Consider the following 12,615-nt stretch of genomic DNA (forward strand, 5'->3'; position numbering starts at 1 on the left):
GACTGTCGTCACCTTCACGATACGCTCGAGGCGCGACCCCACCACCAGAACGGGGCGAACCATGGAGCTGTCACCCTCGGCCCACCTCGACACCTTTCCGCGCGACCATCTGCCGCCCGCCGGGCAGTGGCCCGACCTCGTCCTCGACCTGCCGGCGCTGAACTATCCCCAGCGGCTGAACTGCGGGGCGGAGCTGCTGGACCGTACGATCGAGCGCTTCGGCGCGGACCGGCCCGTCTTCCGCACCGGGGGCGGCGAGGTCTGGACGTACGGGGAACTGGGCGAACAGGTGGACCGGATCGCGCACGTCCTCACCGCGGATCTCGGGGTGGTGCCCGGCAACCGGGTGCTGCTTCGCGGCCCGACGACCCCCCATCTGGCCGCCTGCTGGCTGGCCGTGATGCGGGTGGGCGCGGTGGCGGTCACTGTCCTGGCCCAGCAGCGGGCCAAGGAGCTGGCCACGGTGTGCGAGATCGCCGCGGTCGGCCACGCCCTGTGCGACATCCGCTCGGTCGACGACCTGGCCAAGGCGGAGGTGGCAGGGCTGCGGATCACCGCATACGGCGGCGACTCCCCCGACGACCTGCTGCGGCTGGCCGCGGCACGCCCCTACGAGAGGTTCGAGCCGGTGGCGACCGCCGCCGACGATGTCGCACTGATCGCGTTCACCTCGGGCACCACCGGCCGTCCCAAGGGATGCATGCACTTCCACCGCGACGTCCTTGCGGTCGCGGACACCTTCTCCGCGCAGGTGCTGCGGCCGGAGACGGACGATGTGTTCGCGGGCAGCCCGCCGCTGGGCTTCACCTTCGGGCTCGGCGGTCTGGTGATCTTCCCGATGCGGGCAGGGGCATCGGCCCTGCTGCTCGAACAGGCGGGCCCCGCCCAGCTGTTGCCCGCGATCGCCGAACACCGCGTCTCGGTCCTGTTCACGGCGCCGACCGCCTACCGGGTCATGCTCGACCAGATGGACGGGCACGACACCGGATCCCTGCGGCGCTGTGTGTCGGCCGGCGAGAACCTGCCCGCCGCCACCTGGCAGGCCTGGCAGGAGCGGACCGGGCTGCGCATCATCAACGGCATCGGGGCGACCGAGCTGCTGCACATCTTCATCTCGGCCGCGGACGAGGCCATCAGGCCGGGCACCACCGGAGTGCCCGTCCCGGGCTGGGACGCGCGCGTCGTGGACGGCGAGGGCCGCCCGGTCCCGGACGGCGAGCCGGGGCTGCTGGCCGTGCGCGGCCCGGTGGGCTGCCGGTACCTGGCGGACCCGCGGCAGTCGGAGTACGTGCAGGGCGGCTGGAACCTGACCGGTGACACCTACGTGCGCGATCCGGACGGCTGGTTCCGGTACGTCGCCCGCGCGGACGACATGATCATCTCTGCCGGGTACAACATCGCCGGGCCCGAGGTGGAGGAGGCACTGCTGCACCACCGCGATGTCGCCGAGGCGGCGGTGGTGGGGCGTCCCGACGAGCTGCGGGGACAGATCGTGGTCGCGTATGTCGTGCTGCGCGACGGAGTCCCGGCGGGCGACGACACCGCGCGGACACTCACCGACTGGGTGAAGGGGCGGCTGACCCCGTTCAAGTGTCCGCGCGAGATCGTCTTCCTTCAGGCCCTGCCGCGTACCCCGACCGGGAAGCTGCAGCGCTACCGACTGCGGGCCCTAGAGTGATCACGTGGCCGAGCAGCACACCCCCCGCTCCCTGATCGTCACCCTGTACGGCGCGTACGGACGCGAACGGCCGGGTTCCATGCCCGTGTCCGAACTGATCCGGCTGCTGGCGGTGCTCGGCGTCGACGCACCGTCCGTGCGCTCGTCGGTCTCCCGGCTCAAACGCCGTGGCCTGCTGGTTCCCGAGCGCACCGAGGACGGAGCGGCCGGCTACGCCCTGTCGGCCGACGCCCGCCAGCTGCTCGACGACGGCGACCGCCGAATCTACACCCGCACCGCACCGCTCCTGTCCGACGGCTGGGTCATCGCCGTGTTCTCCGTACCGGAGGCCGAACGCCACAAGCGGCATCTGCTGCGCTCCCGGCTGGTCCGGCTGGGCTTCGGCTCGGCCGCGCCGGGGGTGTGGATCGCGCCGGCACGGCTGTACGAGGAGACACGGCACACGCTGCGCCGCCTTCAGCTCGATGCGTACGTGGAGCTGTTCCGGGGCGAGCACCTCGGCTTCGCCGCGACGGCGGAGGCGGTGTCACGGTGGTGGGATCTGGGGGCGATCGCCGAGCTGCACAAGGAATTCCTGGATCGCTACGAGCCGGTACTGCGGTCGTGGGACGCACGCGACGACACAGCGCCCGAGGACGCGTACCAGGACTATCTGCGGGCCCTGGACTCCTGGCGGCGGCTGCCGTACGCGGACCCGGGCCTGCCGGCCGAGCTGCTGCCGCAGGACTGGCCCGGGGGCCGGTCGGCGGAGGTGTTCGCCCGGCTGCACGGGCGGCTGCGGGAAGCCGGGGCGAAGTTCGTGCTGGGGGGCGGGGGAGCGTGAGCGCCGGGACCGCGGCCGGCGAGCCGGCGCTCGGGCCCCTCTGGCTCCGGTGACCGCCGAGGTCGAGCGGACGGAACGGCATCACGATGCCGGTACCGCTGTCGGGGTGCCCGGTGGTCACACGGCCCGGCGCATGCAGACGCGTGGCCATCGGTCCAGGCCGTGGGCGGTCTCCTGCCGGCGGATGGCCCGCAGATCGGGGCCGAGCGCGCTCTCGCTCAGCGTCCGGAAGCCGCAGCGCGCGTAGTAGGGCGCGTTCCACGGCACCTCGGCGAACGTGGTCAGGGTCAGGGCGGGCACACCGCCCGCCAGGGCATGGTCTGCCAGGTGGTCCAGCAGGGACAGTCCGATGCCGCGGCGCGCGCTGTCCGGGTGGACCGACACCTGCTCGACGTGCAGGTTGCCGTCGGCCGGGACGGCGATGAGATAGGCCACCGGAGCGTCGGAACCGTCGACGGCGACCCAGGCCAGCCCTGCCTCCTGGTGACGGGCGAGTTCGCCGAGCGGAAGGGGCTCGTCGTCGGCGATCTCCGGCATGCCGATGTCTCGGAAGCACCTCCCCGCCGCCCTCTCTATGTCCTGCAGAAGGGGGAGGTCGCCGATGGTCGCCGCTCGGATACGCATGGGCTCATTGTCCCCGGCGGGCGGAGGGGAAAGCGCCCGGCCCACCGCGGGGACATGCTGCCGGTGCCGGTCGCGTCAGCGCGCGTCCAGCGTGAGCCGGGGCTTGGGCGCGTCCGTACGGCCGGTCGGCGGCTTGCGGCTGCCCGCCCGGTACGGGAGCGGCCAGGGCGCGCCCGGGCCGGTGTAGTCCTGGTCGGCCGCCGCGTGCAACGTCCAGTGGGGGTCGTGGAGATGGGGCCTGGCCAGGGCGCACAGGTCGGCGCGGCCGGCCAGCAGGAGTGAGTTGACGTCGTCCCAGGAGGAGATCGCGCCGACCGCGATGACGGGGACGTTCACCTCGTTGCGGATCCGGTCGGCGTAGGGGGTCTGGTAGGAGCGGCCGTATTCGGGCTGTTCGTCGGGGACGACCTGGCCGGTGGAGACATCGATGGCGTCGGCGCCGTGGGCGGCGAAGGCGCGGGCGATGACGACGGCGTCATCGGCCGTGGTGCCGCCGTCGGCCCAGTCGGTGGCGGAGATACGGACGGTCATCGGCCGGTCGTCCGGCCAGACGGCACGCATCTCGTCGAAGACTTCGAGGGGGAACCGGAGCCGGTTCTCGAGCGAGCCACCGTAGGTGTCGGTGCGGTGGTTGGTCAGCGGGGAGAGGAATCCGGAGAGCAAGTAGCCGTGGGCGCAGTGGAGTTCGAGGAGGTCGAAGCCGCTGTGCGCAGCGCGGCGGGTGGCGGCGGCGAACTGCTCGCGGATCTCGGTGAGTCCGGTGCGCTCCAGTGCGTGCGGAATCTGATTGACCCCGGGGCGGTAGGGAAGCGGGGAGGCGGCGGAGAGAGGCCAGTTGTCCTGGTCGAGCGGCTGGTCGATGCCTTCCCACATGAGTTTGGTGGAGCCCTTGCGACCGGAGTGGCCGAGCTGGACGCCGATCGCGGTACCCGGCGAGCTGAGGTGGACGAAGTCGGTGACGCGGCGCCAGGCGTCCCGCTGCTCAGAGGTGTAGAGGCCGGTGCAGCCGGGCGTGATGCGGCCTTCAGGGCTGACACAGACCATCTCGGTCATCACCAGGCCCGCTCCGCCGAGCGCGCGGGCGCCGAGGTGGACGAGGTGGAAGTCGCCGGGGAGCCCGTCCTTCGCGACATACATGTCCATGGGTGAGACGACGACGCGGTTGCGCAGGGTGAGGGAGCGCAGCCGGAAGGGGGTGAACATCGGCGGGGTTCCGGGCGGGCAGCCGAAGCCCTTCTCGACGGCGCCGGTGAAGGCGGCGTCGCGCAGCCGCAGATTGTCGTGGGTGACACGGCGGCTGCGGGTGAGCAGGTTGAAGGCGAACTGGTGGGGCGGCTGGTCGAGGTGGGTGGCGAGCTCCTCGAACCAGCGCAGGCTGGCCCCGGCGGCGCGCTGGGTGGACTCGACGACGGGGCGGCGCTCGCTCTCGTACGCGGCGAGGGCGGCGGGCAGACCGGGCTGTTCCTCGATACAGGCGGCGAGCGCGAGCGCGTCCTCGACGGCGAGTTTGGTGCCGGAGCCGATGGAGAAGTGCGCGGTGTGGGCGGCATCGCCCAGCAGCACCGTGTTGCCGTGGGACCAGCGGTCGTTGACGACGGTGCGGAAGGCGGTCCAGGCGGAGGAGTTGCCCCGCAGGGGGCGGCCGTCGAGCGCGTCGGCGAAGATCTTGGCGCAGCGGACGGCGGACTCCGCCTCGTCCACCTGGTCGAAGCCCGCGGCCCGCCAGACCTCTTCTCGCATCTCGACGATGACGGTGGAGGCGTCCTTGGAGTAGGGGTAGCCGTGCAGTTGGATCACGCCGTGCTCGGTCTCGGCGATCTCGAAGCGGAACGAGTCGAAGGCGAAGTCGGCGGCGAGCCAGATGTAGCGGCAGCGGTGGGTGGTGATGCGGGGCGCGAAGACGTCGCCGTGCGCGTCACGAGTGGCGCTGTGGACGCCGTCCGCGGCGATGACGAGGTCGTGGGTGGCGGCGAGTTCGGCGACGGGCGGCGCCTCGGTGCGGAAGCGGAGCCTTACGCCGAGTCCCTCGCAGCGCTCGTGCAGAATCTCCAGGAGCCTGCGCCTGCCGAGCGCGGCGAAGCCGTGGCCACCGGAGGTGAGCGTGCGGCCCCGGTGGACGATGTCGATGTCGTCCCACCGTACGAACTCGGCCTGAAGGGCCCGGTAGACGGCGGGGTCGGCGTGCTCGATGCCACCGAGGGTCTCGTCGGAGAGGACGACGCCGAACCCGAAGGTGTCATCGGGGGCGTTGCGCTCCCAGACGGTGATGTCCCGTTCGGGATCGAGCCGTTTGAGCAGCGCGGCCGCGTAGAGTCCGCCGGGCCCGCCTCCGATGACGGCGACGCGCAGGGCGCCGGACACCGCTATCGCCCCTGCCATTTGGGCGGGCGCTTCTCGGTGAAGGCGGCATGGAACTCGGCGTAGTCCGCACCGTTCATCAGCAGCGCCTGCGTCGCGGCGTCCAGTTCGACCGACGCGGCGAGCGGCATGTCGAGTTCGGCGGTGAGCAGGGCCTTGGTCTGCGCATGGGCCAGAGCCGGTCCGTCCGCGAGACGGCGGGCCAGTTCGGCGGCCCGGGCTCCGGCCCGGCCCTCGTCGGTCAGCTCGCTGATCAGACCGATCCGTTCGGCCTCGGGGGCCCGGACGGCGTCGCCCAGCATCAGCAGCCGGGTGGCGTGGCCGAGTCCGACGACCCTCGGCAGCAAATAGGCCGCGCCCATGTCGCCGCCGGACAGCCCCACCTTGGTGAACAGGAACCGGAATGTGGCCGAGGGGTCCGCGATACGGAAGTCCGCGGCCAGTGCGAGCACCGCCCCGGCTCCGGCGGCAACACCGTGCACCGCGGCGATCACCGGGAACGGGCACTCCCGGACCGCCCGTACGACCTGGCCCGTCATCCGGTTGAAGTCGAGGAGCTGGGCGGTGTCCATGGACAGGGTCGCGCCGATGATCTCGTCGACGTCGCCGCCGGAGCAGAAGCCTCGGCCCTCGCCACCGAGCACCAGCGCGCGTACGGAACGCTCCCGGGCGAGCTCGGCGAGCAGATCGCGCAGATCGGCGTAGGCGCTGAAGGTGAGCGCGTTGAGCTTCTCGGGGCGGGCGAGGGTGACGGTCGCGACACCTTCGTCGATCGTCAGCCGCAGATGTCGCCAGTCCTCGGTGCGCGCTGCGGAGCCGGTAAAGGGGCTCATGGAGTGTGGCCTCCTTCGGCGGGCGGTCTGCTGCCGGGGTGGTCCGGCTGCTGCCTGCCTCTCGAAGCTATCATCCATACGTGACTGCCGTCACGAGTACGCGACAGACCTCCCGGGGCGGCCGACGGGAGGGATGGCACCGCCGCGTGCGTGGCATGGAAGCCGGCCACGCCCCGACGGCGACACCGCCGTGCACGCCGCCGAGGTGACCGGGCCGATATCGTGAACTGACAAGCTCGCGGTCCACTACGAGGCGATCGTCCTTGTAGCGGCCATCAACGAGTGGCTGCGACCAGCACATTCGATACACGCCCTTTCAGAGGAGCCGGACTCCACCATCAGGTGACTTAAAGTGCGAATGAGTGGCCGTTTCCTCATACCGTACTTCTATGGCAAGTCGTAACGGCAGTGGAATGTCGCTGGTGAGAGGCGTCATCGTGGCGGCCGGGGTGGTTGCTGCGCTGGGTGCTACGCCAGCCTGCGCCGATGAGACAGCAGACAGCACTCGGATGCGGTTTGAGGTGGTCGCGCCGGGGGGCCTGTCCATTTCCGCGCCGTGCGCGGCTGTGCTGTCTGGTGCACATCCGGGGGGCACTGCATCTGGCCGCCTGGGCGAGGTTCGTGTCAACGATGAGCGGGCCGCGCGGGATGCCGCTTGGACAGCCACCGTCACCGTGAGCCGGGATTTCACGGCCGGTTCACGTGGCCCCCATGAGGCGATACCCGCCGGTCGCGTGGTTTACCGCCCCGGAGCGGCGGTCGATGCGTTCAACGGTCTGTTCATCCCCGGTCGCCCCGGGCCCCTCGCCACCTTCCGCGTGGCGTTCAGCCATCCGAGTGGTTCCGGCAGCAACTCCGTCGCTTGGCGCCCCGCTCTGAACGTCCACGTGCCCGCCGCCTGGGTGGCGGGCGTCTACCGAGGCGTGGTGACGCATTCAGTGGCGTGAGCCCCATCAGGGGACCGCCTCTGTTCCGGCTCATGCACATCACGGTGGTTCATATCCAGGGCCGGAGAGCGTCAGGACTTACTGGGTATATATGACTAGGGCGACACGCGCTATTTGAGTTAGGAATTATGCAGTAACAGCGTTCATAAAGTGATCTTCGAGTCATCGCAGATGATCTCGGCGCCTCGGTGCATTCGGGGCGTCATCGTGGTGGACGCGGAGGTCGCCGTGCTCGGACATCGGGCTCTTCGAACGGAAGTGGGTGACCGCCCCGAAGGGCGGCAGGGGAGATGGTTCAGACGAAGAAGGGAGCCTGCAGCAGCCAGGCGACGGGCCTTGGTGGGTCTGATGGCGCTGGCGTCGTTGACCCTGTCCATGGTCGCTGCGTCTCCAGCAGTCGCCGACCCGTCGGACTTTCTCTATGTGGCCAATTCCGATGACGGCACCGTTTCGGTGATCAACACCACGAACGACACCGTTGGCGCCACGCCCATTACCGTCGGCACGAATCCGACATGGGTGGCGATCGTCCCGAACGGCACAAAAGCCTACGTCACCAACTACGGCTCCGACGACGTGTCGGTGATCAACACTGCCGACAACACTGTCAGCGGCACCATCGCCGTCGGCGACGGCCCCCGGGGGGTTGCCGTCACCCCCAACGGGGCGAAAGCCTACGTGGTCAATTCCGATGACGGCAACGTCTCGGTGATCAACACCGCGACCGATGCCGTCACCTCCACGATCACCGTCGGCACGACTCCCATCGGGGTGGCCGTGACCCCCGACGGCGCCAAGGCCTACGTCGCCAACCTCAACAACAACAGTGTGTCGGTGATCGACACCGCCACCGACACTGTCAGCACCACCATCACCGTCGGCACGAATCCCTCCACGGTCGCCGTGACCCCCAACGGCGCCAAGGCCTACGTCACGAACAACACTTCGAACGACGTATCGGTGATCAACACTGCCACCGACACCGCTGGTACCCCCATCGCCGTCGGCTCCAACCCCCGAGGGGTGGCCGTGGCTCCCAACGGCGCCAAGGCCTACGTCGTGAACAACGGCTCCGACAGCGTGTCCGTGATCAACACCACCACCGACGCCGTCTCCTCCACCATCACCACCAACATCGGCACCGGTCCGAGCGGGGTGGCCATCACCGCGGACGGTGCCAAGGCGTACATCACGAACACCGGCTCCGACGACGTGTCGGTGATCGACACCAGCACCGACACCGCCAGCGCCACTCTCCTCACTGTCGGCGGCGGTCCGACAGGAGCAGCACCCTCCCCGGACCAGGAGGACACGGTGGTCACCTTCCAGGTCACCCCCACCGACGGCCTGACCGCCGCCGTTCCCGCCTCCGCCACATTGAGCGAGGTCACTCCGGGCGGGACCGCCACTGGCCAGCTCGGTCAGGTCACGGTCAACGACGAGCGCTCGCTGGCCGATGCAAGCTGGGTGTCCACCGTCTCCCTGACCGATCCCTTCACCACCACCGGCGGCAGCCCCATCACCGGCAGCGCGGTGACCTACACACCGGGAGCCGCGATCGACCCGGTCAACGGGCCGTTCACTCCGGGCGCGGCCGGCACGCTCGCTTCCGCCCGGACCGCGTTCAGCAAGCCGAGCGGTTCCGGCAACAACTCCGTCAAGTGGAACCCCACCCTGGACGTCGCTGTGCCCGCCGCCGCGGTCGCCGGCACCTACACCGGGACGGTGACCCATTCTGTGGCGTAACTCCTCGCCCCAGTACCGGGTCTTCACTCTGATCGCCGCCGCGGCTCTCGCCACGGCGGCGATCGCCCTGGGCGTCCTTGCTCCGGCCGGCATCACCTCAGCGGCAGTGGCGGACGCGAAGGGGGACTTCATGGGGATCCGGCTCCTCCAGGCCCCTGTAGCACGGCGTAACGACCCACGCGCGCGGATGTATATCGTCGACCACCTCAAGCCGGGCATGACGATCAAGCGCAAGATCGAGATTTCCAACAAGTCGTCCGCTCCGCGCCGTATGGACCTGTACGCGGCCGCCGCCTCCATCGAGAACCAGGGGTTCACCTTCGCCCCGAGGCGCACAGCCAACGAGCTGACCCGGTGGACCAGAGTCGAACCCGCTACAGCGAACCTGGAGCCACACTCAAGAGCCAAGGCCGAGATCACGATCAATGTGCCGCGGACCGCGCAAGCCGGGGAGCGTTACGCCGTCGTTTGGGCCGAAAGCGCCGCGGCAGCGGACGCCACCCACAACATCGGCAGCATCACCCGTGTGGGGGTGCGGCTCTACCTGGACATCGGGCCCGGCGGAGAGCCCGTCTCCGACTTCAAGATCGCGAAGTTGAACGGTACGCGAGACAAACAGGGCCGTCCCAGCGTCACCGCCGCCGTCCGCAACCTCGGCAGGCGAGCGGTGGACCTGAACGGGGCACTCGACCTTCACCACGGCCCCGGAGACATCAGCGCAGGCCCCTTTCGCGCAGCCGCCGGCGTCACACTCGCCCCATACGGAACAGGCACCGTCACCGTCCCCCTTGATCCAGGCCTGCCCGACGGCCCCTGGAAAGCCACACTGACGCTGCAGAGCGGCACAGTGCAACACACGAGCACAGCCGCCGTGACGCTCACCGAAGAGAAGGAAGAGAAGAGGGAATCTCGCGTACTCCTCTACGCCGGAGCCGCCACAGCCGCTGCCCTGGTCGCCGGCGTACTGGCCCTGGCAGGCATCCGACGCCGTCGGCGAAACAGCCAGTAGGCCAGCTGCTCCCACTACGCCGCATCGCGCGGCGTGTCGGGGCCCACTGCGACCCCCTACGCATGCTCACCCCGGTCGGGCGCATGACTACGCGGATCCGGCATCCTCCCCGGTCGCACCCCCGGCGAGCGTGGCCACCATGACGGCCTTGATCGTGTGCATCCGGTTCTCCGCCTCGTCGAAGACGACGGAGTGGGCCGACTCGAAGACCTCGTCGGTGACTTCGAGCTCGGCCAGACCGTGGCGCTCATGGATCTCGCGGCCGATCCTGGTCTTCAGGTCGTGGAAGGCAGGCAGGCAGTGCATGAACTTCACCTCCGCATTGCCCGTGGCGCGCAGGACGTCCATGGTCACGGCGTACGGGCCGAGGACCTTGATCCGCTCGTCCCAGACCTCCTGGGGCTCCCCCATCGACACCCAGACATCGGTGGCGACGAAGTCCGCACCCAGCACTCCCTCGGCGATGTCCTCGGTGAGGGTGATCCGGGCCCCGCTCCCCTCGGCGACCCGGCGGGCCCGGGCGACGATCTCCTCGGCCGGCCAGTACGACCGGGGGGCGACGATCCGGATGTCCATTCCCAGCAGCGCGGCGGTGACCAGGTAGGAGTTGCCCATGTTGAAGCGGGCGTCGCCGAGGTAGGCGAAGGAGATCTCCTCCAGGGGCTTGTCGCTGTGCTCGGTCATGGTCAGCACATCGGCGAGCATCTGGGTGGGGTGCCAGTCGTCGGTCAGGCCGTTGTACACCGGCACGCCGGCGTACGCGGCGAGCTCCTCGACGACGTCCTGGCTGTCGCCGCGGAACTCGATGGCGTCGAACAGCCGGCCGAGCACCCGCGCGGTGTCCTTGGCGGACTCCTTGCTGCCGATATGGGAGCCGGCGGGGTCGATATAGGTCGTCGACGCCCCTTGATCGGCAGCGGCCACCTCGAAGGAACAGCGCGTACGCGTGGACGACTTCTCGAAGATCAGCGCAATGTTCCTGCCCCGCAGCCGCTGCACCTCGGCGCCCGCCCGCTTGGCCGCCTTGAGTTCCGCGGCCAGATCGATCAGGCTGCGGAACTCCTCGGCGGTGAAGTCCAGCTCCTTGAGGAAGTGGCGGCCTTCGAGATGTATCGCCATGGTGGCTGCTCCTGGGTCACTGATGCGGGTACCATGGAACTATATACGACACCCTGCATTGCTATACAGAGCCCCGCCGGGCTCGACGCGCCGAGCACCACGCCGGACGGCCCGCCGGTCTACCGGACGGGCTCGCGTTCGACCGGGCAGCTCATACAGCGCGGGCCTCCCCTGCCCCGCCCCAGCTCACTGCCGGGGATCTCGATCACCTCGATGCCCTGCTTGCGCAGATGCGTGTTGGTGGTGACATTGCGCTCGTACGCGATGACGACACCCGGCTCGACGGCGAGCACATTGCAGCCGTCGTCCCATTGCTCGCGCTCCGCCGAGTGCACGTCCTGCGTCGCCGTCAGCACCCGGATCTCCTGCAGCCCCAGCGCCGCGGCGATCGCACTGTGCATATGCTCCGGCGGATGGTCGCTGACCTTCAGCCCGTGGAAGCCGTCGGCCGGTTCGATGGTGTAGGAGCGGAGCATGCCCAGCCCCGCGTACTTGGTGAAGGTGTCCCCGTCGACCATCGTCATCACGGTGTCCAGATGCATGAAGGCACGCCTCTTGGGCATGTCCAGAGCCACGATCGTGCGGGCCGATCCGGCGGCGAACAGCCCGCGGGCCAGCATCTCCACGGCCTGCGGAGTGGTGCGCTCGCTCATCCCGATCAGCACGGCGCCGTTGCCGATGACCAGTACGTCGCCGCCCTCGATGGTGGACGGATAGTCGTCCTGACCCTCCGACCAGTGGTGGAAGGTGCCCGCATCAGGGCCGACGAAGTGGGGGTGGTGCTTGTAGATCGCCTCGAAATGGACGGTTTCACGCTGCCGGGCCGGCCAGCGCATCGCGTTGATGGAGACACCGTTGTAGATCCAGGCGGAGGTGTCCCGGGTGAACAGATGGTTGGGCAGCGGGTGGAGGAGGAAGTCGTCCAGGTCCATCGCATGGAAGCGGACGGACGTCGGCTCGGTATGCCCCGCGAGGAACTCCCGCTTGGTCATCCCGCCGACGAGCGCCTCCACCAGCTGGGAAGTGGGCAACTCGTCGAAGGCCGCTCGGAGGTGGTCGGTGGCGAGCGGGCCGTACTCCTTCTCCGCGAAGACCCGGTCCAGGACGAGCTTTCGGGCCTGAGGGATCTCCAGCGACTCGCGCAGCAGATCGCCGAAGAGGTGCACCTCCACCCCACGGTCGCGCAGCACGTCCGCGAACCCGTCGTGCTCCTGCCGGGCGCGCCTCACCCAGAGAACGTCGTCGAAGAGCAGTGCGTCCTTGTTGCTCGGGGTGAGCCGCTTCAGCTCGAGATCGGGCCGGTGCAGGATGACCTGGCGCAGCCGCCCGGTCTCGGAGTCGACATGAAATCCCATGCCTCCATCCTCACCGCGCGGGACGCCGTTCACCCGGCGAACGGCTGACCTTGTGGCATCGGACCGGTGACGTCAGGCCATGTGCTGCCGCCGTGCCCCCTGTCGCGGCTCGACGGCGGGCGC

At 69.5% G+C, this 12,615-nt stretch carries 9 protein-coding genes; 4 read left to right on the forward strand and 5 right to left on the reverse strand.

Annotation, left to right across the window (positions count from 1 at the left end):
- The first annotated feature begins 61 nt into the window (after positions 1-61).
- Positions 62-1,678, forward strand: coding sequence for an AMP-binding protein (locus ACFYWI_RS10930; RefSeq protein ID WP_389228634.1), 1,617 nt, complete (start codon positions 62-64; stop codon positions 1,676-1,678).
- 4 nt (positions 1,679-1,682) lie between these two features.
- A complete protein-coding gene (locus tag ACFYWI_RS10935) occupies positions 1,683-2,501 on the forward strand; it encodes a PaaX family transcriptional regulator C-terminal domain-containing protein (RefSeq protein WP_389228637.1) in 819 nt (272 codons plus the stop codon).
- Positions 2,502-2,618: 117 nt separating this feature from the next.
- On the opposite strand, the gene ACFYWI_RS10940 is transcribed toward ACFYWI_RS10935, so the two are convergent.
- The 3 genes from ACFYWI_RS10940 to ACFYWI_RS10950 all read right to left on the reverse strand — a co-directional run bounded on the left by ACFYWI_RS10940 (position 2,619) and on the right by ACFYWI_RS10950 (position 6,316).
- Positions 2,619-3,125: a GNAT family N-acetyltransferase gene (locus ACFYWI_RS10940; protein ID WP_389228640.1), complete on the reverse strand. Its 507-nt coding sequence runs from the start codon at positions 3,123-3,125 to the stop codon at positions 2,619-2,621.
- 75 nt (positions 3,126-3,200) lie between these two features.
- A complete protein-coding gene (locus ACFYWI_RS10945) occupies positions 3,201-5,504 on the reverse strand; it encodes a bifunctional salicylyl-CoA 5-hydroxylase/oxidoreductase (protein ID WP_389228644.1) in 2,304 nt (767 codons plus the stop codon).
- Positions 5,489-6,316, reverse strand: a complete 828-nt coding sequence (locus ACFYWI_RS10950) for an enoyl-CoA hydratase family protein (protein ID WP_389228647.1) — start codon at positions 6,314-6,316, stop codon at positions 5,489-5,491. The genes ACFYWI_RS10945 and ACFYWI_RS10950 overlap by 16 nt, the downstream gene beginning before the upstream one ends.
- A gap of 1,370 nt (positions 6,317-7,686) precedes the next feature.
- Here ACFYWI_RS10950 and ACFYWI_RS10955 point away from each other — a divergent pair.
- Together ACFYWI_RS10955 and ACFYWI_RS10960 are read left to right on the forward strand one after the other, a co-directional pair.
- Positions 7,687-9,009 carry a beta-propeller fold lactonase family protein gene (locus ACFYWI_RS10955; RefSeq protein WP_389228650.1) on the forward strand — a complete coding sequence of 441 codons (1,323 nt, stop codon included), beginning with the start codon at positions 7,687-7,689 and terminating at the stop codon, positions 9,007-9,009.
- Between the two features lie 130 nt (positions 9,010-9,139).
- Positions 9,140-10,018: a peptidase gene (locus ACFYWI_RS10960; protein ID WP_389228653.1), complete on the forward strand. Its 879-nt coding sequence runs from the start codon at positions 9,140-9,142 to the stop codon at positions 10,016-10,018.
- Between the two features lie 87 nt (positions 10,019-10,105).
- Here the strand turns inward: ACFYWI_RS10960 and argF are convergent, their stop codons facing one another.
- Positions 10,106-11,137 (reverse strand): ornithine carbamoyltransferase, encoded by a 1,032-nt coding sequence (argF, locus tag ACFYWI_RS10965; RefSeq protein ID WP_389228656.1) that lies wholly within the window; start codon positions 11,135-11,137, stop codon positions 10,106-10,108.
- Positions 11,138-11,256: 119 nt separating this feature from the next.
- Positions 11,257-12,492, reverse strand: a complete 1,236-nt coding sequence (locus tag ACFYWI_RS10970) for an arginine deiminase (RefSeq protein ID WP_389228659.1) — start codon at positions 12,490-12,492, stop codon at positions 11,257-11,259.
- Positions 12,493-12,615: the final 123 nt, after the last annotated feature.

The sequence above is a fragment of the Streptomyces sp. NPDC002889 genome, assembly GCF_042888425.1.
Lineage (GTDB): Bacteria > Actinomycetota > Actinomycetes > Streptomycetales > Streptomycetaceae > Streptomyces.